At 69.0% G+C, this 24,439-nt stretch carries 23 protein-coding genes; 15 read left to right on the top strand and 8 right to left on the bottom strand.

Going from position 1 to position 24,439, the window contains the following annotated elements; translation table 11 throughout:
* The first annotated feature begins 108 nt into the window (after positions 1 to 108).
* The 7 genes from LY40_RS13960 (at position 109) to LY40_RS13930 (ending at position 6,654) form a co-directional block, all read left to right on the top strand.
* Positions 109 to 600, top strand: coding sequence for a CarD family transcriptional regulator (locus LY40_RS13960; protein ID WP_030532268.1), 492 nt, complete (start codon positions 109 to 111; stop codon positions 598 to 600).
* Between the two features lie 86 nt (positions 601 to 686).
* A complete protein-coding gene (locus LY40_RS13955) occupies positions 687 to 1,322 on the top strand; it encodes an IspD/TarI family cytidylyltransferase (RefSeq protein ID WP_228726007.1) in 636 nt (211 codons plus the stop codon).
* On the top strand, positions 1,319 to 1,786 hold the full coding sequence (ispF, locus tag LY40_RS13950; protein ID WP_258937091.1) for a 2-C-methyl-D-erythritol 2,4-cyclodiphosphate synthase: 468 nt from the start codon (positions 1,319 to 1,321) through the stop codon (positions 1,784 to 1,786). Before LY40_RS13955 ends, ispF begins: the two co-directional genes overlap by 4 nt.
* Before the next feature lie 72 nt (positions 1,787 to 1,858).
* Entirely contained in the window at positions 1,859 to 2,545 is a 687-nt protein-coding gene (locus LY40_RS13945) for an HAD family hydrolase (protein WP_183782466.1), read from the top strand.
* Between the two features lie 17 nt (positions 2,546 to 2,562).
* A complete protein-coding gene (cysS, locus tag LY40_RS13940; RefSeq protein ID WP_258937090.1) occupies positions 2,563 to 3,945 on the top strand; it encodes a cysteine--tRNA ligase in 1,383 nt (460 codons plus the stop codon).
* 4 nt (positions 3,946 to 3,949) lie between these two features.
* Positions 3,950 to 4,918, top strand: a complete 969-nt coding sequence (gene rlmB, locus LY40_RS13935) for a 23S rRNA (guanosine(2251)-2'-O)-methyltransferase RlmB (RefSeq protein WP_183782460.1) — start codon at positions 3,950 to 3,952, stop codon at positions 4,916 to 4,918.
* A 299-nt stretch (positions 4,919 to 5,217) separates the two neighbouring features.
* Positions 5,218 to 6,654: an MBOAT family O-acyltransferase gene (locus tag LY40_RS13930; RefSeq protein WP_183782457.1), complete on the top strand. Its 1,437-nt coding sequence runs from the start codon at positions 5,218 to 5,220 to the stop codon at positions 6,652 to 6,654.
* 231 nt (positions 6,655 to 6,885) lie between these two features.
* Here the strand turns inward: LY40_RS13930 and LY40_RS13925 are convergent, their stop codons facing one another.
* The 4 genes from LY40_RS13925 to LY40_RS13910 form a co-directional block, all read right to left on the bottom strand.
* Positions 6,886 to 7,437, bottom strand: coding sequence for a DUF1697 domain-containing protein (locus LY40_RS13925; protein WP_258937089.1), 552 nt, complete (start codon positions 7,435 to 7,437; stop codon positions 6,886 to 6,888).
* 98 nt (positions 7,438 to 7,535) lie between these two features.
* A complete protein-coding gene (locus LY40_RS13920; RefSeq protein WP_258937088.1) occupies positions 7,536 to 8,576 on the bottom strand; it encodes a methyltransferase in 1,041 nt (346 codons plus the stop codon).
* Positions 8,577 to 8,802: 226 nt separating this feature from the next.
* Positions 8,803 to 9,741 carry a hypothetical protein gene (locus LY40_RS13915; RefSeq protein ID WP_308216692.1) on the bottom strand — a complete coding sequence of 313 codons (939 nt, stop codon included), beginning with the start codon at positions 9,739 to 9,741 and terminating at the stop codon, positions 8,803 to 8,805.
* 137 nt (positions 9,742 to 9,878) lie between these two features.
* Positions 9,879 to 10,979 carry a DivIVA domain-containing protein gene (locus LY40_RS13910; protein ID WP_258937087.1) on the bottom strand — a complete coding sequence of 367 codons (1,101 nt, stop codon included), beginning with the start codon at positions 10,977 to 10,979 and terminating at the stop codon, positions 9,879 to 9,881.
* 111 nt (positions 10,980 to 11,090) lie between these two features.
* On the opposite strand from LY40_RS13910, the gene LY40_RS13905 reads away from it, so the two are divergent.
* The 3 genes from LY40_RS13905 (at position 11,091) to LY40_RS13895 (ending at position 14,599) form a co-directional block, all read left to right on the top strand.
* Positions 11,091 to 12,320, top strand: coding sequence for a DUF445 domain-containing protein (locus LY40_RS13905; RefSeq protein WP_183785346.1), 1,230 nt, complete (start codon positions 11,091 to 11,093; stop codon positions 12,318 to 12,320).
* 137 nt (positions 12,321 to 12,457) lie between these two features.
* Entirely contained in the window at positions 12,458 to 13,237 is a 780-nt protein-coding gene (locus LY40_RS13900; RefSeq protein WP_258937086.1) for a hypothetical protein, read from the top strand.
* A gap of 45 nt (positions 13,238 to 13,282) precedes the next feature.
* Positions 13,283 to 14,599, top strand: coding sequence for an alginate O-acetyltransferase AlgX-related protein (locus LY40_RS13895; RefSeq protein ID WP_183782444.1), 1,317 nt, complete (start codon positions 13,283 to 13,285; stop codon positions 14,597 to 14,599).
* On the opposite strand, the gene LY40_RS13890 is transcribed toward LY40_RS13895, so the two are convergent.
* The 3 genes from LY40_RS13890 to LY40_RS13880 are packed head-to-tail and all read right to left on the bottom strand — an operon-like array spanning position 14,553 to position 17,504.
* On the bottom strand, positions 14,553 to 15,446 hold the full coding sequence (locus LY40_RS13890) for a metal ABC transporter permease (RefSeq protein ID WP_183782441.1): 894 nt from the start codon (positions 15,444 to 15,446) through the stop codon (positions 14,553 to 14,555). The genes LY40_RS13895 and LY40_RS13890 overlap by 47 nt on opposite strands.
* Positions 15,447 to 15,498: 52 nt before the next feature.
* Positions 15,499 to 16,359, bottom strand: coding sequence for a metal ABC transporter ATP-binding protein (locus LY40_RS13885; protein ID WP_258937085.1), 861 nt, complete (start codon positions 16,357 to 16,359; stop codon positions 15,499 to 15,501).
* A complete protein-coding gene (locus tag LY40_RS13880) occupies positions 16,356 to 17,504 on the bottom strand; it encodes a metal ABC transporter solute-binding protein, Zn/Mn family (RefSeq protein ID WP_258937084.1) in 1,149 nt (382 codons plus the stop codon). Before LY40_RS13880 ends, LY40_RS13885 begins: the two co-directional genes overlap by 4 nt.
* A gap of 446 nt (positions 17,505 to 17,950) precedes the next feature.
* Here LY40_RS13880 and LY40_RS13875 point away from each other — a divergent pair, with 446 nt between their 5' ends.
* The 4 genes from LY40_RS13875 to LY40_RS13860 all read left to right on the top strand — a co-directional run bounded on the left by LY40_RS13875 (position 17,951) and on the right by LY40_RS13860 (position 21,791).
* Positions 17,951 to 19,051, top strand: coding sequence for a LacI family DNA-binding transcriptional regulator (locus tag LY40_RS13875; RefSeq protein ID WP_183782431.1), 1,101 nt, complete (start codon positions 17,951 to 17,953; stop codon positions 19,049 to 19,051).
* Positions 19,052 to 19,122: 71 nt separating this feature from the next.
* The gene (locus LY40_RS13870; RefSeq protein WP_183782428.1) at positions 19,123 to 19,626 is read left to right on the top strand and encodes a beta-class carbonic anhydrase; all 504 of its coding nucleotides are present in this window, start codon (positions 19,123 to 19,125) and stop codon (positions 19,624 to 19,626) included.
* Positions 19,627 to 19,683: 57 nt separating this feature from the next.
* The gene (locus LY40_RS13865) at positions 19,684 to 20,553 is read left to right on the top strand and encodes an iron-sulfur binding domain-containing protein (protein ID WP_258937211.1); all 870 of its coding nucleotides are present in this window, start codon (positions 19,684 to 19,686) and stop codon (positions 20,551 to 20,553) included.
* Between the two features lie 239 nt (positions 20,554 to 20,792).
* Positions 20,793 to 21,791 carry a peptidoglycan recognition protein family protein gene (locus LY40_RS13860; RefSeq protein WP_183782425.1) on the top strand — a complete coding sequence of 333 codons (999 nt, stop codon included), beginning with the start codon at positions 20,793 to 20,795 and terminating at the stop codon, positions 21,789 to 21,791.
* A 140-nt stretch (positions 21,792 to 21,931) separates the two neighbouring features.
* On the opposite strand, the gene LY40_RS13855 is transcribed toward LY40_RS13860, so the two are convergent.
* Positions 21,932 to 22,693, bottom strand: a complete 762-nt coding sequence (locus LY40_RS13855) for an alpha/beta fold hydrolase (protein WP_258937083.1) — start codon at positions 22,691 to 22,693, stop codon at positions 21,932 to 21,934.
* A gap of 13 nt (positions 22,694 to 22,706) precedes the next feature.
* Here LY40_RS13855 and LY40_RS13850 point away from each other — a divergent pair, with 13 nt between their 5' ends.
* Complete coding sequence (locus LY40_RS13850; RefSeq protein ID WP_258937082.1) at positions 22,707 to 24,179, top strand: M1 family metallopeptidase; 1,473 nt, start codon at positions 22,707 to 22,709, stop codon at positions 24,177 to 24,179.
* The last annotated feature ends 260 nt before the right edge of the window (positions 24,180 to 24,439 follow it).

Below are 24,439 nucleotides of genomic sequence, written 5' to 3'. Positions count from 1 at the left end.
CCCTAAGCCGTATGATTAGCCCACTGACCTGCGAGGACGAAGGCAGCCGCCTGGTTGGGCACACGTCGGACGTGCTAAGCTGGATACAGCGAAAGGGGCAGAGGACACATGGTTTTTAAGGTCGGAGAGACCGTCGTCTACCCGCACCACGGTGCCGCACTCATCGAAGCGATCGAGACCCGCGTGATCAAGGGCGAGGAAAAGCAGTACCTCGTCCTCAAGGTCGCGCAGGGTGATCTGACCGTTCGCGTTCCCGCTGACAACGCCGAGATCGTCGGTGTTCGTGACGTCGTGGGCGAAGACGGCCTCAATCACGTTTTCGACGTGCTGCGTGCTCCCCACACCGACGAACCGACCAACTGGTCGCGTCGGTACAAGGCCAACCTGGAGAAGCTCGCCTCCGGCGATGTGAACAAGGTGGCCGAAGTGGTGCGCGACCTCTGGCGGCGGGAGAAGGATCGTGGCTTGTCCGCCGGTGAGAAGCGGATGCTGGCCAAGGCGCGACAGATCCTCGTGAGCGAGCTGGCGCTCGCCGAAGGTACCGACGAAGGCAAGGCCGAGGTGCTGCTCGACGAGGTTCTCGAAACCGCGGTCGTCTAGCTCCAGCGATTGCACAAGGTCATAGGACCCTGAACGTCATCGCACTGGTTCCGCTCGGGGACGGGGATGCTTCGCGCTCCGGCGCGTTGCTTCCCGTTCGCGGGGAACCGTTGTTGTCACATGCCGTGCACGGCCTGCTCGACTCCGGCTGCGTGGACCGGATCGTCGTGGCGGGACCGGCACGGCATCGTGCTTCCTACCCATCTCTGACCTGCGACGGCGACCGTGTCGTGTTCGCCGCCGAGCCGACCCAGGCAGACTCCGCCAAGGGCGCGAACTCCGGGGATCATGCGCTGCGCTCGGCGCTGTCGACCGCGGCACCCGGCCCTGACGACGTCGTGCTGGTACACGACGCGACGCGTGCGTTCGTCCCGGCATCCGTGGTCTCGGCTGTCGTCGACGCGGTCCGCGACGGGGCGGCAGGGGCCGTTCCGGTCGAGCCCGTCGCCGACACGGTCAAGGTCGTCGACACCGAGGGGATCGTCCACGGCACCCGCGACCGGTCGCTGCTCCGGCACGCGCAGGCACCCGTCGCCGTCCGCGCCGACGTCCTCGCCGAGCTGCTCACCGGTGACGCGGGCCCCACCGACGCCGCCGAGCTGATCACGCGGCTCGACGGTCGCGCCCGCCCCGTTCCCGGTGACCCGCACGGCATGGGCGTCCACACTCCGTTCGACGTCGCCGTCATCGAAGCACTGCTGAGTACGGAGAACACCGCATGACCCGCATCGGCCAAGGCGTCGACATCCATCCGATCGAAGCAGGCAGGCCGTGCTGGATGGCCGGGCTGCTCTGGCCCGACGACGACGGCTGCGCAGGCCATTCCGACGGCGACGTCGCCTCCCACGCGCTGTGCGACGCGCTGCTGTCCGCCGCCGGGCTCGGTGACCTGGGTGCGGTGTTCGGCACGGGCGATCCGCGCTGGTCGGGTGCCCACGGAGCGGAACTGTTGGCCGAGGTGCGCCGCCGTGTCGAGACGGCCGGTTTCGGCGTAGGCAACGCGGTCGTGCAGGTCATCGGCAACCGCCCCCGGATCGGCATCCGCAGGGACGAGGCGCAGCAGGTGCTCTCGGACGCCGTCGGAGGTCCGGTCGGCGTCGCGGCCACCACTACGGACGGCCTCGGCCTCACGGGACGCGGCGAGGGCGTCGCCGCGATCGCCACGGCACTGCTGCTGCCCCGCTGAGCACGAGTGCCGCCGGATACGTGGCCACCTCGGAGATCACGACCGCAGCGCCGCACCGGTAGTCTCGTCGGCATGGCGATACAGGCGGTGATGTTCGACTTCTCGGGGACGCTGTTCCGGCTCGAACACCGGCAGTCGTGGTTCACCGGCCTCGTCGACGACGACGGCAGGCCCCTCGACGCCGACGAGCAGGCGGAGCTGATGCGCCGCATGACCGCACCCGTCACCCTCACCGTCGACCTCGACGAGCAGCACCGCGAGGCCTGGGAGCACCGCGACCTCGACCCGGAGCTGCATCACAAGGCCTACCTGGAGATCCTCAAGCAGAGCGGCGTCCCCGGCACCGACCAGGCGGAAGCGCTGTACCGCAGGCTCATCGACCCGGCCGAGTGGACGCCGTATCCGGACACCGCGAGCGTGCTGAAGGAGCTCTCCGGCGCGGGCGTCAAGGTCGGGGTACTCAGCAACATCGCGTTCGACATCCGGCCCGCGTTCACAGCCAGGGGCCTGGACGCCTACGTCGACGAGTTCGTGCTGTCGTACGAGGTCGGCTACGTCAAGCCGGATCCGGCGGTGTTCCGGATCCTGGTCGAACGCCTCGGCAGCCCCGCCGAAAGTACTCTCATGGTCGGCGACCACACCGACGCCGACGGCGGGGCGACCGGCATCGGCTGCGAGTTCGCGCTGGTCGAGCCGCTGCCCACGGCCGAACGGACCGACGGACTACGCGCCGCCCTCCGCGAGCACGGCGCGCTGTAGCCCGTACCATTTCGGGCGTGGCCCTTCATCTCTACGACACCGCGACCAGGGACGTACGGGAGTTTCATCCCGCACGCAGTGGAACGGCGTCCATGTACGTCTGTGGGGCCACCGTCCAGGGCGTCCCCCACATCGGGCACGTCCGTGGCGCACTGAACTACGACGTCCTGCGCCGCTGGCTCGTCCACAACGGACTGGACGTGCTGCTGGTCCGCAACGTCACCGACATCGACGACAAGATCCTCACCAAGGCCGCCGACGCGGGCAGGCCCTGGTGGGAGTGGGCCGCCACGCACGAGCGCGCCTTCGAGGACGCCTTCACCGTGCTGGGCTGCCTGCCACCGTCGATCACGCCGCGCGCCACCGGCCACGTCACGCAGATGATCGAGCTCATCCAGCGACTCATCGACCGGGACGCCGCCTACGTCTCGGGCGGCGACGTCTACTTCTCCGTGACGTCGCTTCCCGACTACGGCACGCTGTCCGGCCAGCGCCCCGACGAGGTGCAGCAGGGCGAGACGGGAGCCGGCGGCAAGCGCGACCCGCGCGATTTCACGCTGTGGAAGGCCGCCAAGCCCGGCGAGCCGTCGTGGCCGACGCCGTGGGGCGACGGCCGGCCCGGCTGGCACCTCGAATGCTCCGCCATGGCGACGACGTACCTCGGCTCGGAGTTCGACATCCACGGCGGCGGCGTCGATCTGGTCTTCCCTCACCACGAGAACGAACGCGCGCAGTCCCACGCGGCAGGCGACGGCTTCGCCCGGTACTGGCTGCACAACGCCTGGGTGACGCTGTCCGGCGAGAAGATGTCGAAGTCGCTCGGCAACATCGTGGCGATCCCGGAGATGCTGCGGAAGTGCAGGCCCGTCGAACTGCGCTATTACCTGATCCAGCCGCACTACCGGTCGACGATCGAGTACTCCGACGAGGCGCTGGCCGAGGCCGCGCAGGGGTACCGCCGCGTGGAACAGTTCCTGCGCCGCGCGGGCGGCACGACCGGGGTGCGCATCGGCGAGGTCCCCGCGGAGTTCGCCGCCGCCCTCGACGACGACCTCGGCACCCCGCAGGCGTTCGCGGTCCTGCACAACACCGTGCGCGACGGCAACACCGCGCTCGACGCCGGTGACGAGACGAAGGCGCTCGAATTCGCCGAGTCGGTGCGCGCGATGGTCCACGTGCTCGGCCTCGACCCGCTGTCTGAGCAGTGGCAGGACGCGGCGAGCCACAGCGGTGAGGCCCGTGCACTGGCCACGCTCGTCGACGCACTGCTCGACGAGCGCACGCGAGCCAGGGCCGACAGGGACTTCACCCGTGCGGACGCCATTCGCGACCAGCTGACCACCGCGGGCATCGCGGTGGAGGACACCCCCAATGGTCCATCGTGGACAGTGAGGGATTGAGGACATGGCCGGTAACTCCCGTCGCCGCGGCGCGGTCCGCAAAGAGGGCACCAAGAAGGGTCAGGTCGTCGGTTCCGGCGGCAACCGGCGCAAGGGGCTCGAAGGCAAGGGACCGACGCCGAAGGGCGAGAACCGCCCGGGGCACCCGAAGCAGAAGAAGGCCACTCAGCAGGCCAAGCGCGAGGACAACCGGCAGCGCGCGCAGAAGAAGGCCGCCGAGGGCCCTGAGATCATCGCGGGCCGCAACCCGGTTGTCGAGTCGCTGCGCACCGGCGTTCCGGCGACGGCACTGTACGTCGCGCTGAACATCGACGCCGACGACCGCGTCAAGGAGGCCGTGCAGCAGGCCGCCGACAAGGGGATCTCCATCCTCGAGGTGCCGCGCGACGAGCTGGACCGCAAGACCGGCGGCGCCGTGCACCAAGGCCTCGGCCTGCAGGTGCCGCCGTTCGAGTACGCGCACCCCGACGATCTGCTCGCCGCCGCGCACGACTCGGGTGAACCGCCACTGATCGTCGCGCTCGACGGCGTGACCGATCCGCGCAACCTCGGCGCCGTGATCCGCTCGGCCGCCGCCTTTGGCGCACACGGCGTGCTGCTGCCGCAGCGGCGCAGCGCGGGCATGACGGCCGTCGCGTGGCGCACCAGCGCGGGCACCGCGGCCAAGCTGCCGGTTGCTGTGGCGACGAACCTGACCCGGCAGCTGCAGTCGTGGGCGTCCGAAGGCGTGATGGTCGCCGGGCTGGACGCGGACGCCACGCTCGACGTCGACGGTCTGGACATCGCCACCGACCCGTTGGTGGTCGTCGTCGGCTCCGAGGGACGTGGCCTGTCCCGCCTGGTGCGCGACAACTGCGACGTCACCGTGTCCATCCCGATGTCGCCGGAGGTCGAGTCACTCAACGCGTCGGTGGCCGCCGCCGTGCTGATGGCCGAGGTCGCCCGGCGCCGTCGGGCGGCCGGGCGGGTGTAAGAAACGGCGCGGCCGGGCGGGTGTAAGAAACGGCGCGGCCGGGCGGGTGTGAGAAACGGCGCGGCCGAGCGCGTGTAAGACACGGCGCGACTGGTCGGGTATACACCGCGCTGCCGAGCAGGTGTGAGCGGCCGGTGGGAGTCGCGTGGCACGGTGTGTCCGGATGGACACGGTGCGGCCACGCCGGTGCGGATCTCCTCGGCAGGTGTGAATCACACCGCGGCAAGGTGCCGGTATCGGGCGTACACGACTTCCCGCTGAGCTAGGGTCTCCTCGGATCAGCCGAGGGGGCCCGCCGGATGTCGTTCGTTTCACCACTGTTCCTGTGGTACTTCCTGCCCGCGATGCTCGTCGCGGTGTTGGTGTGCCCGCGGGCGTGGCGCAACGGCATCGTCGCCGTCGGCAGTCTGATCTTCTACGCCACCGGCGCCGGTGCGTTCACGCTGCTGCTTATCGCGTGCATGGTGGTGAACTTCCTCGCGGGCCCCGCACTCGAACCGGACGACTGGGGGCTGGGCGGCAGCTCCCGCAGGCGCAGACTGCTGATCGGTGTCATCGCGTTCGACCTGTCGATCCTGCTGGTGTGGAAGTACGCGGGATTCGCCACCGAGCAGATCGCGTGGTTCGCGCAGCTGTTCGGCGGCGACTTCCCCGTCGCCGAACTGGCCCTGCCCATCGGCATCTCGTTCTTCACTTTTCACCACATTTCGTACATCGTCGACATCTACCGCGGTGAGCGCCGCGCGCTGCGCAACCCGGTGTCGTTCGGCACGTACATCGCGATGTTCCCTCAGCTGGCGGCGGGGCCGATCGTGCGATACCACGAGATCGCCGACCAGCTGCCGCAGCACCGCCACCACCGGTTGGACGACATCGCCGCCGGGTTCCCCCGGTTCGCGCTGGGCCTGTGCAAGAAGGCCGTCATCGCCGACTCGCTGGCCCCGTTCGTCGCCGCGTGCTTTTCCACGCCGGCCGACGAGATGACGTTCGCGATCGCGTGGCTCGGCGCCATCGCGTTCACGCTGCAGCTGTTCTTCGACTTCTCCGGTTACTCCGACATGGCCATCGGCCTGGGCCGCATGCTCGGGTTCCGCCTGCCGGAGAACTTCGCCCGGCCATACTCCTCGGTCACGATCACGGACTTCTGGCGACGCTGGCACATGTCCCTGTCGCGCTGGTTCCGCGACTACGTCTACATCCCGCTCGGCGGCAATCGCTCCGGTGGCCACAAGACGTACCGCAACCTGTGGATCGTGTTCGTGCTGACGGGGTTCTGGCACGGTGCGGCGTGGACGTACGTGATCTGGGGCGTGTACCACGGTGCGCTGCTCGTCCTGGAACGCGCGACCGGCTGGGCGCACACGCCGGATTCCACCGGTCCGCGGATCGCGCGGCGCGCCCTGACGCTCGTGCTCGTGATCATCGGCTGGGTGTTCTTCCGCGCTCCCGACCTGGGCCAGGCGCTGTCGATGATCGGGCACATGTTCGCACCGGACTTCGACGGCCTCACGGATGTCGCGGCCTCGGCACTGACGAATCAGCGGCTGGTGTTGCTGCTGCTCGCCGCGGTGGTGTTCGTGCTGCCCGCGACTCCGGTCATGGGACCGCTACTCGAATCGGCACGGACGAAGCAGGCGAATGCCCTCCGCGTCGGCGTCATGACGGTCGGCGTCGCCTACGCCGCGATCCTGGTCGCCACGGGCACCTTCAGCCCGTTCCTCTACTACCAGTTCTGAGGGCACCGGTTCGACGACCTGCCGCGTGTCCTGCACTCAGCACCGCGTGTTCTGCATTCAGGGCCGCAGCGGTGTTGCTCCCGCCCGTCGCCCACCACCGCTCGACCGAGCGGAGCAGCGCGAACCGGTAGGCAGACACGACGTGGGCGGCAACCCGTCGTGTCGCACTTTCCAGGGCGCGTGTTGCGGGTTCCGGAGCGCGTGTTGCGGATGCAGGGCCGACTATTGCGGTTACGCGTGGTCCGGCATCCGCTTGAGGATGCGGTGGACGGTCAGCCACGTGCGGGTCGTGATGTCCTTGCCGAACTGCCGTTCCAGCCAGGTCATGAAGAACGGTGACGACGTGTTGTCCGAAACAGTCAGCACGGCGCGCGCAGCGGTGTCGTAGCCGACCATGCGAACCGTCGGATCGCCGGTTTCCGGGAACGAGGTCGGCACCGGGTCGAGCGGCGACTTCAGGAATGTCGCCGTCAAATACGTCTCGCGCGTGTGCTCCAGATTCCCGAACGGTTCGCCATCGGCAAGGGCCTGCAATTCGGTGCGGCTGCGCACGATGGTTCCGCCGCCGATTCCCAGTTCGCCGCGCAGGGCGGACTGGATCCGGTCCTCGAGCGCCGCGGTGTCGGTGGTTTCCGTTGCGAACACGATGTTTCCGCTGGACAGTACCGAAACCACGCCGGTGAATCCCAGGCCGTCGAACACCTCGCGCAGCTTCTCGTTGCGCATGTTCGGGTTACCGGGGCCTATCCCCCGCAGCAGCGCGCAGTACCACGTCGACGTCACACCGCCACCCTATGCCGAAACCCCGACACCGGCGCACGGATGCGACGTCCTGCATGAGTGCAGGACACGCGGTGCTGAGTGCAGGACACGCGCGAGGGTCAGCCGGTGAGCGTGGCCTCGATGATCTCGTACGAACTCGTCTCCGCGGTGGGCACCACGCGGTCCAGGCGGAATCCGGCGTTCGCCAGCAGGTCGGTGAACTCGGGCAGCGTGCGCTCACGACCGGTGACCATTCCCAGCATTGTCAGATCCACCTGTTTGCTGGCATGCACTTCGCCGGTGATGGGCATGATCATCTCGACCACCACGAGCCGCGCTCCCACGGCGGCCGTACGGGCGATCCGCGTCAACAGGGCCTTACAGGATTCGTCGTCCCAATCGTGCAGCACCGTCGACAGCACGTAGACGTCGGCGACCGGCACCGCCTCGAAGAAACTGCCGCCGACCACATCGACACGACCGTCGAACCCCTCCTCGGCGACACGCGTACGCGCAGCAGCGACGACCGCAGGCAGGTCGTGCACGACGCCCCGGCGATCCGGATGCTCGCGCAACAATCGGAGCAACACCGATCCGTCCGCGCCGCCGAGGTCGGCGACGAGCTCACCGGCGGGCAGCCGATACCCGGAAAACACGTCGCTCTGCATGCCATCGGTAACCGAAGCCATGGCGGCACTGAACTGTTCCGCCCGCTCCGGTTCAGCGTTCAACCACTCGAAAAAGGACTGTCCGAAGTAGATGTCGGCGGCGGGGCGTCCTGTTCGGACCGTATCGACGAAACGCTCGAACGGCAGGTAATGCGTTTCCATCAGCATGATGGCCAGGTCACGCAACGACCCTGACACGTTCGAAGCGAGTGTCGCGCCCAAATCGGCGAGGACGAACTCCGTGTCGCCGCGTTGTTCCACGACGCCGAAGTCGGTCAGTGTTCGCAATACCCGTTTCACCGCAAGAGCGTCGGTGCCCGTGCTCGCCGCGATCTCGGCGACCTCGCTGACGCCCTCATTCATCACCGTCGCGATGTCGAGCTTCGCGACGGCATACAACGCCTGCGACACCTCGAAACCCGCGAGCAGCCGCACCATTCGTTCCGGGCCCGCGCCCTGTTCCGGCGTCGCCCCGTCCCCTCCGGTCGCCATTCGTGACCCTCCCGGCGGTCGGCACACCGGCGAACCATCGCGACAACAGGATCGTGCGAGGCGAATGGCTCACACCGGACATTTCATGCTAACCACACATGTCAACGGTCGGCCTCTCACGCCCGCGACGGGTGAGCACAACACGAGCCCCGGAGGGCGCAACACGGGCCCCGGGAAACGCAACACGAGTCCCCGAAGCCGCAACACGGACTGGGGCCGAGGGGCGTTACTCCGCGGCGGGGCGATCCTCGGGAAGCAACGCCAGCTGCTCCGGGTGGAACGCGTCGCGGCGCGGCGGCGGCAACCACGCCTCGGGCCGAGTGGCGCGGTGCCTGCCCAGGTCGGCGAGACTGATGGGCACGGAGAAGTCCACGCCGTACGCCTTCGGATCCGTCACCCGCCCCAGGCTCAGCTCGTCCGCGGCGACGCCGATACCGATCGCCGCGACATAGCTGTCGTCGAGGTCTCCGGTGAATCCGGTCCAACCTCCCGCGAACTCCCAGATCCGCGCACGCACGGACATCCCGTCCACGCGCCAGGTCACGCGTTTCCACTTCTCGTACCGCCGGGCGTGCTGCTCCGCGTGCGCGAGCAGCGATTCGATCAGTCCGTCCGGCCGCGGCACGCTGCTGTCGGGCAACGTCAGGTTGACCAGGCCGAAGGCGGCTCCGAACGCCACCTCCGCCAGCGGGTCGCCGCCGCCGGGGCACATGGCGCGTTCGTAACGCAGCCGCGGCATGCTGCCGACACGCAGCCCGCGCTCGGTGTCGGCCAGCCGCTGCCCCAGCCACAACGCCCAGGGCGCACGCCCCGTCTCACCCAGGCCGGAAACGGCCTCGGAGCCCGCGTCCGGCTCGACCGGACTGACGTTGCCGCCTTCGAAGAAGTCGACCCAACGGGGTCCGGGAATCGACGGGTGCAATCCGTACACGGGAAAGTCGACCGGGACCGGGCTCGGCTCCGCGGCCCCATCGCCGGAACCACCGGGGTCGCCGTCCACATCGCCGGCACCGCCACTGTCGGTGCTGCCGCTGTCGGTGGCCGACGACTCGCCGGCCCCGGCCACGACCACCTCGGCGGCAGCGTCCGAGGCGGCGGACCGTTCGGCACCGGCCGTCGCATCGTCCGCGGCGGCCTGCAATGTGTCAGGCGTTCTCGTACTCACGGCGTGGATCTTGCACCCGTTCCGTCCGTATTGACAGCACCGATGTGATCTTCCCCGGCACGTGACGACCGGCATCGGCCGGTCGACCCGGCGTGCTGTAGTCGCCACATACCGGCGTCACCCGAGTCTCGCACGCTTCACGCCGATGTGACGTCCTCACCCTTCCCGTCCGACTTGGCCGGACCGGGTTTCGGGGTCGCCTGCGTGCCGCCAGTCTCGCCGTCCGCGGCCTTCGCCGAGGTGCTTCCCGCCTTGCCGGACGCGGATTCACCTGCTCCCGCCTTGCCGGCCGCCGCCTTGTCCGAACCCGTCTTGCCCTGCGCCGTCCCGCCAGTGGTCGCCTTGTTCGACGCCGGCTTGTCCGAGGTCGCCGCTGCCGTGCCCGTCGAGCCGGACGCCGCCGCGGTGGCCTTCGCGCCGTTGGCCGCACCGGCACCGTCCGCTCCGGCACCGTCCGATCCAGACGTCGCCCAATCGAGTGATTCCGGTTCCGGCCCGAGCTTGTCGAGCGCGTCGCTGAGTGCGGCGTTGCTGGCGGCCAGCCGGTCGGCGACGGTCCGGCGCAGTTCGTGCGCCTGGGCGTGCTTGCCCTTGGCGTCCGCCAATCGGGCCTCGGCCTCGGCGATCATGGCGTCGGCTCGGCTCTTCGCGTCGTCGCCGAGCTCCTTGGCTGCCTTCTCCGATGCGGCCTTGGCCGCGGCGATCTCCTCGGAGGACTTCTTCTCCGCGGCGGCGATCTTGTCCTGCGACGCCTTCTCCGCGTCGGCTCGCTTCTTCTCGGCCTGTTCGTCGAGCCGGCCGCGCTCGCGCTCGGCCTCCTCGGCGAGGCGTTTCGCCTCGGCGCGAGCGTCCTCGCGAGTCTTCTCCGCGTACGAATCGGCGGCCGACCTGGTCGCGTCGGCCTCTGCCTCCGCCTTCTTGCGCAGCTCGTCGATCTCTTCTTCGGCGAGCTTCATCATGGTCTTGACCCGCTCGCTCATCGCCGCGGGCCCGGTGGGCTCCTCGGCCATCCGGGTGAGCGCGGCCTTGGTTTCGACGAGCTCCTGCTGTGCGTGCCCGAGCGCCCTGGTCAGGTCGGCGACCGACGCCGTGGCGTCGTCCCGGCTGCGCGCGGTCTGCTCCAGCTGCGAGTTCAGCTTCTTGACGTGCTCGTCGACCTGCACCTGGTCGTAACCGCGGAACACGGTCGTGAAGGTGCCGGATTTCGGGGGATTCGGGGTGACATCGGCTTCGGCCATTCGGCAACTTTAATGAGTTGGCAGCGTGAAGCCCATACCTCGTGTCACAACCCGTCGCGATACTGTTCTCCGGCGTGACCGGCTAAGGGGGAAGGAGACCGCGACGTGAACATCGACGCGATCGTCGCCGACATCTCGCAGCACTGGCCGCTGTACACGGCCATCCCCTTCATCGCGGCGCTGATCGGCTACGTCACCAAGCGCGTCGCCATCGAGATGATGTTCCGCCCCATCGAATGGCGGGGCATCAAAGGCACGTTCCTCGGCTGGCAGGGCGTCGTCCCGCAGCACGGTGGCCGCATGGCCGCGATCGCGACCGATCTGCTGACGAAGAATCTCCTCGACATCAAGGACGTCTTCGCGCGGATCGATCCCGATCGCATCACCGAGGAGATCGAGCAGCCGCTGCTGCGGACGGTCGACGACGTCGCGCGCGAGGTGCTCGCCGAGAACCATCCGCGGGTGTGGGAACGCCTCCCCGCCGTCGCACAGGACCTGGTGATCAAGCAGATCCAGGCGCAGACACCGCAGCTCGTGCGGCAGCTGATGCTGGAAATGCGGGAGAACGTCGACGATTTCCTCGACGTCAAGGAAATGACCGTCCGCCGGCTCACCGACGACAAGAAGTTGCTGGTGAAGCTGATCCGCGAGACGTCGCGTCCCGAGATGGCGTTCATCGCGCGCTCGGGCATCTACTTCGGTTTCGCGCTCGGCATCGTCCAGGCGTTCGTGTGGGCCGTGACGAAGAACCCGCTGGTCATGCCGGTCTTCGGCGCCGCGGTCGGCCTGTTCACCGACTGGCTGGCGATCAAGTTGATCTTCGTGCCGCGCGAACCGGTCCACGTGACCCGCAAGCTGTACTTCCAGGGCAAGTTCCAGCGCAGGAAGGCCGAGGTCGCCCAGCAGTACGGCGAGATCATCGCCCGCGACGTGCTGACGGTGCCGAACCTGATGGACGCGATCCTGCGCGGCCCGCGGTCCGACCGGCTGATGGCGATGATCTCGCGCGTCGTTGCCGACGCGGTCGACGAACAGGCGGGAAACGCCCGGCCGTTGGTGACCGCGACACTCGGCACGAAGCGGCTCGAGGAGATGAAGCGCTCGGCGGCCGACAAGGCGATCGCGCGGGTGCCCGAGACGGTGCGGTACGCCGAGGGCTATCTGACCGAGGCCATGGCCGTCGCGCGGCTGGTCGAGGAGCGGATGAACAAGCTGACGCCCGTCGAGTACGAGGGGCTGCTCCGGCCTGCGTTCCGCCAGGACGAGTGGAAGCTCGTGGTCGTCGGCGGCCTGATCGGCGGCATCGTCGGCGAGCTCCAGGTCCTCGTCATGCTGCACTGACTGCCGCCGTCACCGTTCGTGTCCGCGTCAATTCGCGATGTGACAATAAAGCGCCCCCGCCGGAAACCGACGGGGGTTGGCTCTATGACTGTGCGAGGAGTCCTGCCCTCGCTTCTGTCTGGAAGTTTAGATGAGACATGAATCTTGAGCAATGTAGCTCGAGTCGGCAGGCCTACCGTGCCGTCGCGAGGCACCTCTCGGAACCACGGCTGTCGTCCTACGTCACGGTCGCGGGCAATGTGACCGATGCGGTGCGTCTGTACCGCTGGAATGTCGAGATGTCCGGAGCCATCTACGAGGCCTTGGGGCTGGTCGAGGTCGTGCTGCGGAACGCCATCGACCGTGAACTCCAGAAATGGAACCTTGCTCGACCCACGCCGACCGGCGAGCCGCCGTACGGCACCAACTGGATCGAACGCCCAGCGCCTCCCCTGTGGGGCGTACTCAACAAGAGGACGCGCAGGGGACAGGTCGTATCGACCTACGCCACAGCCAGGGAGCGCGCTATCAAGGATTCGAGTCACAGGGATCCGAGCCACCCTCGTCGCCACCACCTGCCTGATCATGACGACGTGGTTGCCCACACCACGTTCGCGACCTGGGTGCGTCTACTGCCACACAAGCGGGAGGCCGATGGCCGGGCAGGGCCGGGCCCACAACGAGGTCTCTGGACACACGCCCTGCGACACGCGTTCCCGTACAAACCGGACCCGTTGGTCATCCACCACTGGGCAAATCGTCTCTACCTGTTGCGCAACCGCGTCGCGCACCTCGAGCCACTGGTCGCCACCGATGTCCTCGGCTATCACCGTTCGGCAGCCCGGCTGCTCCGCGCAGTCGACCCGACCATCGGTGACTGGTACAGCAGCATCAGCCGCATTCCGCATGTTCTGAAAAAGCACCGTCCGCCTGGTTGACCGGTATCGCCCACCGGCCACGACGGGTGTCGATACCGTGTTCGCGTGACCGACACGTCCCGGAAGCTGCCGCCCGTGCACGAGGCGTGGCTGCCGCGCGAGCACTCGCTGTATCGCCCGCGCCACGGCAAGCGGCAGGTCACGGCCCTCGTGTGCGCGGCCGCGTTCTTCGCCGCGCCCGCGCTGGGATGGGTGTTCGGCGGCAGGCCGAGCGAGATCGAGAACCGTGAGCTCGCGAGCTTCCCCAGCCTCGCCGACGGGTGGGGCTTCTTCACGGGCATGCCGCAGTGGGCGACCGATCACCTCGTGTTCCGTGAGGGCGCCATCGAAGCCGCCGACGGCATCAGTCACGGACTATTCGGCGAGCCCGCGCCGATGGGCCAGGGCGAGGGCACCGGCCCGATCCCGGGAGTTCCCGACGGTCCACAGGGCCAGAGCGGCGACGGCGACGCGCAGGACGGGCAGCAGCAGAACGCCGGCTACACCGAGGTCATCGAGGGTTCCGACGGCTGGCTGTACTACGGCGACGACGTGAAGGGCAAATGCTTCCCGGAACGTCCGCTCTCCGAGACGTTCGAACGCCTCGACCGGATCCGTCACGCCGTCGAAGCATCGGGACGCCGGTTCGTGCTGACCATCGCGCCGGACAAGACGACGATGGTGCCGCAGCACCTGCCGGACAGTTACGCGGGCAAGGAGTGCTCCACCGAGACGACCGAGCGGTTCTGGAAACTCGCCGCGCAACTGCGGAGCTTCCTGGACGTGCGCCCCTCACTGGAGGACGCCGAGCAGCAGCTGGGCCACCCGCCGTACTTCGCCAACGACACGCACTGGACCGACGACGGCGCCGTGATGCTGACCCGCGACGTCGCCGAGGCACTCCAGCCGGGGGTGACCGACACGTGGCGCAGCCGCGGCGTGGGGTGGTCGACGTCGAACGGTGACCTCGCGTCGATGCTGGGCCGTTCCGAGCCGAAGACGTCGGTCCGGTACGAACTGATGCCCGACGGCAGCACCGACCGCACGCAGGACACGCTGCGCAAGTTCGACGGCCCGGTGCGCTACGACGCCGATGCGGGCAGGGACATCGAGGGCACGATCGGCGCGCCGACGGCCCTCATCGGCGACTCGTTCACGTTCGCCTCCTCGCGGTACCTGCCGGCCGCGTTCGCCGACCTGACGCTGCTGAGCTACCCGCAGCTCGGTGACCACAAGAAGGCCACGATCGACACGTTCATCCGGTCCGAGATCGTGGTGGTGCAGACCGTCGAACGCTCCGTGGCCGAAGGTGACCTGCCGCTGATCGACGAGGGGTTCATCGAGCTGATGGAACGGCGGCTCGCGGCGAATCCGATCCGCTGAGGTCGCGGAGCGACCGCTGCCTGCCGCGCACGTAGGCGATGACGCGGCACACCAGGTAGATCGTGAACGAGATCGCCGTGACGAAGAAGCTCACGGGCGCGCCCGGCGCGAGGCTGAGCACGATGCCGCCGAGGGCCGCGGCCTCGGCGAACACGACGGCCAGCACGGTCGCCCGCCATGGGCTCGCCGTCACGCGAGCGGCCGCGGCGGCTGGTGTGACCATGAGGGCGACGACCAGCAGCGCACCGACGATCTGCACACCCAGCGCCGTCGCGACTCCCACCAGGACCGCGAACAGCGGCGACAGCCACCGGACCGGAACACCGCGAGCGACCGCGACGGCCGGGTCGACGGTCGCGAACAGCAGCGGCCGGTAGATCATGGCGAGCACGATGAGCACGACGATCGCCGCGCCGACGAGCAGTTCGAGGTCCTGCTGTTCGATCGCGACGATCTGCCCGACGAGGATGCCGAACTTGTTGCTGGACCTGCCGTCGTAGAACCACAGCAGCAGTACGCCGAGGCCGAGACCGAACGACAGGATCACGCCGATCACCGAGTCACGTTCGGACTCCCGACCGCCGAGCAGGCCGAGCAGCAGTGCGGCGATGACGGCACCGGCCAATGCCCCGTAACTCACGCCGATGCCCAGCAACAGCGCCGCCGCGGCGCCGGTGAACGCCAACTCGGCCGTGCCGTGCACGGCGAACGACATCCGGCGCATCACGATCAGCGGCCCGAGTGCGCCTGCCACCAGGCCGAGTACGGCCGCGGCGCCGAGCGCCATCAGCACGAAGTCGAGTTCGAGCAGCCGTGCGGTCAGCTCGAAGTCGAACAGCTTGTCCATCAGCGGGCCTTCGTAGGGATCGTCGGTGGGAATACGGGGTGGGGAGCACGCCTCACACGGGTTCGGCGTGATCGTGTTCGTGATGGTGCACGGTGTCCTCGCACAATGCGCTCTGCGCACCGGCGACGTGGATCTGCCCGCCGACCCGGACCACCTCGACCGGCGCGCCGTAGAGCTCGGTGAGCGTCTCCGACGTCATCACCTCGGCGGGCGTTCCGATGCGGAACCGGCCGCCGACCAGGTACAGCACGCGGTCCACGTGTGGCAGCACGGGGTTGATCTCGTGGGTCACGAACAGCACCGCGGTGCCGGTCTCGCGCCTGCGCCGTTCGATGAGCTCGGTGACGGTGCGCTGGTGGGTCAGGTCGAGGGACGCCAGCGGTTCGTCGCACAGCAGCAGGTCGGGTTCGCCGATCAGCGCCTGCGCCACGCGGAGCCGCTGCTGCTCACCACCCGAGAGCAGGCCGACCGGCGACGCGGCGTACGACGTCGCGCCGACCGAGTCGACGGCTTCGGCGACCTTGCGCTTCCTGGCCCGGATGCCGCGCAGGCCGGTGCCCCAGCGGTCGCCGTCGAGGCCCAGTCCCACGAGGTCGCGGCCACGCAGCGTCAGCTGCTGGTCCATGGCCCGCTGCTGGGGGACGTATCCGACACGGTGGTTGCCCTTGCCCGGCGCCGTGCCTGCGACGCGGACCGTGCCCGCGCTCAGCGCCTGCAGGCCGAGCAGCACCTTGAGCAGCGTCGTCTTGCCGGAACCGTTGGGGCCGAGCACGGCGACGAACTCGCCCGGTTCGATACGCAGGTCGAGGCCGGACCACAGGGTGCGTTCACCGAACGCCAGCGCCGCGCCCTCGATCTCGACCGCTCCGGTCGCGACCGCGCGGTCCGTCTCGTCCGTGCCCGTCGTGCTCACTGACCCAATGCTCCCGCCAACTCCTCGATCTGGCCGGTCATCCACGCAATGTAGTCGTCCTGGCCCTCCGGCAGTGTCTCGGTCATGTCGACCACCGGCACGTTCGCGCCTTCGGCCTCGCTCGTGAGCTTCTCGGTGACGGACGTGACGGTCTGCGGGTTGTTGACCACCGCGTCGATCTCGCCGTTCTTGACGAGGTTCGTCACCCGCTGCTGGGCCGCCACGGGCACGTCGGTCTCGTTCTCGATGGCCCGCGTGTAGTCCTGCGGCGTGACGTCCTCGAGACCGGCTCCCTCAAGCAGGTAGTGCGCGACCGGCGCGGTCGCCAGGACTCGCCCGTCCGGGATGTCCGCGATCTGCTGTTCCATGCCGTCGAGGCGCTTCTTGAACGCGGCGGCGTTGTCGGTGAAGGTCTGCTTCTGCCCCGGATCGATCTCGGCCAGCTCGGCGGCGACGTCGTCGGCCACCTCGCCGACCACCTCCGGGTCGTACCAGACGTGCTCGTTGTCACCGTCGCCGTGGCTGTGCCCCTCGTGACCACTCTCGTCGCTGTTGCCCTCGTCGCTGTTGCCCTCGCCGTGGTCGTCGCCGTGGCCCTCGTCGTCGTGGCCGTCCTCGGCGCCCTCGCCCTGCTCGCCGTGGCCCTCGTCCTGGCCGCCCTGGTCATCGCCGTGGCCGTCGTCGGTGCCGTGATCGTGGTCGTCGTGATCGTCACCCTGTTGGGAGCGCAGGCCGTCGGGACCGCTCTCACCACCGTGGCCGTCCTCACCGTGGCCGTGCTGGTCACCGCCGTCGTCCTCGACAGCCACGACGAATCGCTTGCTGGTGGACTGCTCGGCGAGCTGGGTGAAGAAGTCGTCGTAGCCGCCGCCGTTGTAAACGAGCAGCTCGCCGTCCTGCACGTCGGCGGCGTCCTCGGCGGTCGCCTCGTAGGAGTGCGGGTCACCGGACGGGTCGTCGATGAGGGACTTCACCTCGACGTGCTCGCCGCCGACGGCCTTCACCACGGAACCCCAGACGTTCGTGGACGCGACGACCGTGATCGCGGAGTCGTCGCCGGAACCATCCTCGGATCCGCCGCACGCCGTAGCCGCAATGAGCGCCGCCGCCATCGGCACCGCCGTGAATGCCCGCGCCTTGTTCATCGTCCACCACCCTGCCTGTACCCGGGCCCGCTTCCGAGAGGGCCGCTGTCACGGTCAGTATAGATAATGGAAATCGTTCCCAACGAAGCGACCGCTGGATTCGGTGAAGAAACCCGACAGAGGGATTGCCAGTTCGACGCAGGGTCATCAGAGCGGCGTCATCAGTGCGGCGTCATCCGAGCACTGTCACCAGAGCGCTGTCACCAGAGCGCTGTCACCAGAGCGACGACATCAGAGCCGCCTCGCCGGGGCGGCTCTGATGTCGTTGCCGGTGGCCACTCGCGACCGTGACGAGCCCGCCGCGCCCGCCACGCCGACTTCCTCGCACCGCCGCGCCCGCCACGCCTGCCGAGCAGGCCTCCTCGCACCGCCGCGCGACGGCCGGCAAATGTGATCGACGCGGGCCTCCGGTTCTGCACCATGTTCTGAACCGTTACGGTTTGTTCATGAACCGGCCGATGCGATCGAGGCGGCAGGCCACACTGGCGTCCCTCGCCGCCGAACTTGGCGTCTCGCGTACGACCGTGTCCAATGCCTACAACCGGCCGGACCAACTGTCACCCGAGCTGCGCAAACGCGTCCTCGAAACCGCGAAGCGGCTCGGCTACGCAGGGCCCGACCCGGTCGCCCGCTCGCTGCGTACCCGCAAGGCGGGTGCCGTCGGACTGCTCCTGACCGAGAACCTCTCGTACGCCTTCCGCGACCCCGCCGCCGTCGGCGTGCTCGAGGGTCTCGCGCTCGCGTGCGAGGACGCGGGCGTCGGCCTCACCCTCGTGCCGGGCAGTCCCGGCAACGAGGACGTCGCCGCCGTGCACCGCGCGGGCGTCGACGGCTTCGTGGTCTACTCCGTGCCCGACGACGACCCGCACCTGGAAGCCGCGTTGCAGCGGCCCGTGCCGACGGTGATCGTCGATCAGCCGCAGCTCGAGGGCTTGGACCGCGTCGGCCCGGACGACGAGGCCGCCACCATCGACCTCGCCAACCACGTCGTCGGCCTCGGCCACCGGCAGGTCGGCGTGCTGTGCATGCGGCTGTCGAGCGACCGCAACGACGACTTCGTCTCCCTCTACCGCCAGCAGGACGCCCACTACCACGTGCAGCGCGCCCGGCTCGCGGCGTTGCAGCGGACGTTCGAGGCCGCGGGGGTGTCGTGGGAATCGGTGCCCGTGGTCGAACGCTTCGACCACCACGTCGACGACGGCGCGTCGGCCGCGCGGCAGCTGCTCGACAAGCATCCGCGGGTGACGGCCCTGATCTGCACCTCCGACATCCTCGCGCTCGGCGCGCTCGCCGAGGCGGGCCGTCGCGGCCTGCGCGTGCCCGCCGATCTGACGATCACCGGCTTCGACGGCATCGGCGAGGCCACCCGCGCCGGCCTGACGACCGTGCACCAGCCAGTACTGGAGAAGGGCAAGGCCGCGGGCACGCTGCTGCTCGGCGCGGGCGACCGCGTGGCGTCGAAGGTCATCACGCTGCCGACCGAGCTGCGCGTGGGCACCACGTCCGGCCCGCCGCGGACCGCCGAACAGCACTGGTTCGGACCCTGATCCACTCCGTCGAGCGTGACGAACACCAACCCGACTTGTGCCGGAGACGCCGGGCGGGTCATATAGGCGTCATGACCGCGATCGACCTGCTTCTCAAGCGCAACGCCGAACTCGGCGACGCCGTCACCGGCGACCGTTCGTCCCCCCGCCCCTCCCAGCACGTCGCGATCCTGACGTGCATGGACGCGCGTATCCGGGTGTTCCAGCTGCTCGGGCTCATCGAAGGGGAGTCGCACATCCTGCGCAATGCGGGTGGCGTCGTCACCGACGACACCATCAGGTCGCTCTCGCTGAGCCAGCGCAAGCTGGGCACCCGCGAGGTCATGGTCATCCAGCACACCGACTGCGGCCTGAACTCGGTGACCGACGACGGCTTCAAGGACGAACTCGAAGCCGACACGGGGCTGCGCCCGACGTGGGCGGTCGAGGCGTTCCGTGACGTGGAGGCCAGCGTGCGCACGTCGGTCCAGCGGGTGAAGCAGAGCCCGTTCCTGCCGCAGCGCGACATGGTGCGCGGCTTCGTCTACGACGTGCACACGGGCCGGCTGTCCGAGGTGGAGCGGGCGGCGGAGTGACCTGATCGCCCGCGCGGGCGCCGGTGTTTTAATGCCTGCGTGGTGCTGACCGCCGACATCGCAGCCGAAACGCTGCTCGACTGGTACTCCGAAACCGCACGCGACCTACCGTGGCGCAGGCCCGACTGCGACGGCTGGGGCGTGCTGATCAGCGAGATCATGCTGCAGCAGACGCCGGTCGCGCGCGTGGAGCCGATCTGGCACGAGTGGCTGGAACGCTGGCCGAAACCGTCCGCGTTGGCGGCCGCGACGCAGGCCGAGGTGCTGCGCGCGTGGGGCAAGCTGGGCTATCCGCGCCGGGCGCTACGGCTGCACACGGCCGCTGACGTGATCGCCCGTGAGCACGGCGACGTCGTACCCGACGACGTCGACACGTTGCTCGCGCTGCCGGGCATCGGGGCGTACACGGCGCGGGCGGTCGCCGCGTTCGCCTACGGCAAGCGCACGCCCGTCGTGGACACGAACGTCCGCCGGGTCGTGGCACGGGCGGTGCACGGCGCGGGCGATGCAGGTCCGGCGTCGAACACGAAGGACATGGCCGACGTCGAGACATTGCTACCGCCCGACGAGTCTCGCGCGGCGACCATGTCGGCGGCGCTGATGGAGCTGGGCGCGCTCGTGTGCACGGCACGTTCGCCGCAGTGCGCGGACTGCCCGGTCTTCGACGACTGCGCCTGGGTCCGTGCGGGCAAACCCGCCTACGACGGTCCCGCCAAGCCGGTGCAGAAGTTCGCCGGGACGGACCGGCAGGTGCGCGGCCTGCTGCTCGACGTGCTGCGCGGGACGGACGAACCGGTATCCAAAACGCGGCTCGACGTCGTGTGGGACCGAGCGGGACAGCGCGACCGCTGCCTCGACTCGCTGCTCACCGACGGCCTGGTCGAGCAGACGGCCGACGGCAGGTTCGCGCTTCCCGGCGAGCACTGATCACAACCGGTGATGATCACCCATGCGATTAGCCCGTTCGACTGATACGACTTTGGGCGTTCTGTCCGCTATCGGACTGGTTCTCGCAGGTCACAGCACTGGCCAGCAGTGAAAAGTTTTCACGACGGTGACCCGAACTTCGTCGGTAATTATTCGCGACAGTTGATGTTTCGTGCTCCGATATCCCCACGCAGCGATAGTCCCGCGCAGCCACAGCCAGTGGAGGGAGCTCGAACGACATGTCCGACCAGCCCGAATTCCACCGTCGAACCCTCTTCAAGGGCGGACTCGCCGTCACCGCCGCGGGCGCCCTGACCACGCTCGCCGCCACGCAGGCGAACGCGGCGCCCACGTCTGCACCCGGGACACGCCGCGCCACCCCGAGGGCCGACCAGCCACTGATCTACACCACGACCGACTGGGGCGCGCAGGAACCGACCCAGGACCCGATCATCCTCGACGACCCGCCGACATACATCGTCGTCCACCACACCGCGGGAGCCAACAGCGAGGACTACTCCGTCGACCACGCGTTCCAGATCTCGCGCGACATCCAGCAGCTGCACATCGACAACGGCTGGGGCGACTCGGGCCAGCAGTTCACCAACAGCCGCGGCGGCCACATCACCGAGGGCAGGCACCACTCGCTCGAGGTCGTCCAGGATGGCACCCAGCACGTCCAGGGCGCGCACGTCGGCGGCAACAACTCGACCTGTATCGGCATCGAGAACGAGGGCATCTACGTCGACGTCGACGTCACGCAGGCGTTGTGGGATTCCCTGGTGCAGCTCGTGGCGTGGATGGCCGCGCAGTACGACGTCACCACCGACCTGATCATGGGGCATCGCGACTTCAACTCCACCCAATGCCCCGGCGACGTCCTCTACGGCCGGCTGCCGGAACTGCGCGAGGAAGTGGCCGCACAGCTCGGCACCCGCGCCGCCCAGCCGAAGTCGTGGCCGCTGCTGACACCCGGTGACGCGGGCCCACAGGTGCGGACGGCGCAGACCCTGCTGCGGGAACGAGGTGCGAACGTCGCGACCGACGGCGTGTTCACCGCCGCGATGGCCCGCGAGGTGGCGAAGTTCAAACGCGCCAACAGCGTCCAGCAACTGACGTGCGGTGCCTCGCTTCATCGGAGTGCCGACGAAAGCGGTTACCTCGGCGCCGATGTGTGGCCGCTGCTCGCCGCGACGGGCGCCGAGCGGGAAGAACTGCGAGCCCGCCTGGCGCAGTAGCCCGGCCTCCCGCCCGCGTCGCTACCGCTCGTCTCCCGAGCACCGCCCTCAACGACCCGCGGCCGCGCGGCTGCGTTGCCGGGGATCGTGTTGCGGATTCCGGGGATCGTGTTGCGGACTCCGGGGCCGGCCGCACGCGATCAGCGGCCGAGCGCACCTGACAGGAACGCCTCGACGGCGCCCCGGTACTCCTCCGGCGCGCTGTCGTGCACCACGTGTCCGGCGCCGTCGACGACGAGGTGCTTTCCTCCCGCTCGTTCGGCCAGCTCGGCCTGCTGACCCGCCGGCATCACGGTGTCGCCCGCCTCGACGACGAGGAGCGGACAGTCGACCTTGTCCACATAGGACCAGTATTCGCGCCGTCCCCATTCCGAGGCGATCGCGTACAGGTCCTCGAGATCGGCGATGAGGTGATACCCGTCGGCCCGCTCCTCGAAGCATTCGACGAAGTAGTCCCCCGTGTCACCGAAGAACTCACGCACGTGGGCCAGCGACGTGAACGGCTGCGGCCACGATTCGAAATGCCCGCGCCAGGTTTCGACGGTGCGGCCGCGCAGGTCCGGCGCGTAGTCCTCGACCACGACGGCACGCACCAGCTCCGGCCGGGTCGCGGCAAGCGTGAGCGCGTGCAGCCCGCCCATCGAGTGCCCGATCACGACGGCGGGTCCCGCGTCGAGCCGTTCGACGAGTTCGGCCACGTCGGCGGCGAAGTCCTCGGTGGCGGCGGGCAGCGAATGTGGGCTGCGGCCGTGACCGCGCGCGTCGAGGCCGACGACGTCACCGTAGGACGTGAGCCACTGCGCGACCCGCCACCATGTCGTCGCCCTGCCCATCAGCCCGTGCAGCAGCACGATCGGCTGTCCCGCGCCGCCGAACCGCACGGCACCATCACCCAACCGCATCTACGCTCTCCCTATGGCCATTCGCCGGGCCGGATCCTGCGTGCTCGCTCTCGTGTGCACCCTAACGGCGTGCACCTCCGGCGGGGGCGAGCCGCGGCCCACCTCATCCGAGCGCCTGCCCACCGCGTCGACGGGACACAGCCCCGGTGCGCTGCAGCAACGACCCGCCGAGCCGGGCGCACCCGGGATCGGCGACCCGTACTACCCGGAGGCGGGCAACGGCGGGTACGACGCGCTGGACTACGACGTGTCCGTGCGCTACGACCCCGACTCCGGGGTGCTCCACGGCGACACCACGCTGACCGCCCGCGCGACGAAACCGCTCAGCCGGTTCAGCCTGGACCTGCGCGGGATGACCGTCGAATCGGTGCACGTCGACGGCGCACGCGCCCGGTTCGACCGCGAGGACGCGCACGAACTGGTGATCACGCCCGCGCGTGCGAAGGCGGGAAACCAACGGTTCCGCGTTCGGGTGCAGTACCACGGCACACCAGGACGAACGACCAGCGGACTCGGCAACAACGGCTGGCACCGCACCCCGTCCGGCGGCGCGTTCGCGATGGGTGAGCCGCCGTCGGCGTCGTTCTGGTACCCGTCGAACGACCATCCGCGCGACAAGGCGACGTTCCGGCTCACCGCACGCGCGCCGGAGGGCTGGACGGCCGTGTCGATCGGCCGCGAGGAGCGGTCGGCCACCCGTGACGGCTGGACGACGTCGCGGTGGGTCGAGTCCGAGCCGGTCGCCGGGTATCTGACGACCGTCGCGATCGACCGATTCGACGTCACCCGCCGCACCCTCGGCGACGGGACACCGGTGTTGAACGCCTTCGCACCGGGCTCGGAGGATCTGCGACAGGACGCGCGGCGCACCGGCGAGGTGGTGCGGTTCCTCGAATCGCGGTTCGGCGACTACCCCGCAACCACCACGGGCGGCATCTACCTCGGCGCCGACACCGGGTACGCACTGGAAACACAGGGCAGGCCCACCTACGACGCCGACGCCAGCCTCTCGACGATCGTCCACGAGCTGGCCCACCAGTGGTACGGCAACGAGGTGTCCGTGTCGTCGTGGGCCGACATCTGCCTCAACGAGTGTCTCGCCAGCTATGCGCAATGGTTGTGGTTGGAGGGCAAGGAAGACGTCGACCTGGACGCCAGGTACCGCGACACGATCACCGCGACGACGCCGGAATTCTGGGCGCCACCGCTCTACGACATGGGAGCCGGCAACGAGTTCAGAGGCGTGTACGACAAGGGAATCCTGGCGATGCACGCGCTCCGCAGGCAGCTCGGCGAGAAGGCGTTCTGGACGGTGCTGCGGTCGTGGCCCGGCGAGCACCCGGAGGGCAACGCGTCGTGGCCGGAGTTCGAGCGGTTCGTCGAACGCACCTCCGGACAGCACCTCGACGGGTTCTTCACCGCATGGTTCCACCGCAGCGGCCTGCCCGACGAGCAGTATCTGTACCCGGGGACACTGTCGAACTGAGCCATCCTAGCCCGTACATTGTGGACAGATGATATCGGCGATTGCGGCCGGGCGGCGGGGAAACGCCGGCCGGGCGGCATGGGGAACGCGCGCGTGAGGGGACGGCGTGGCGTGAGGGGACGGCGCAGCGTGCGGCGACGGTGGGGCATGCGGCGACGGCGCAGCATGCGGCGACGGTGCGCCGACGCGGGCGACGTCACCGCGGACGACAAGTTCCGCGGACGGCACCTCACCCCGAGACGACCCGCCGACCGACCCGA

It is taken from the genome of Prauserella salsuginis, from assembly GCF_024648885.1.
Taxonomy (GTDB): domain Bacteria; phylum Actinomycetota; class Actinomycetes; order Mycobacteriales; family Pseudonocardiaceae; genus Prauserella; species Prauserella salsuginis.
The sequence above is the reverse complement of the archived record's forward strand: the minus strand, read 5'-3'. Positions and strand labels throughout refer to the sequence as shown.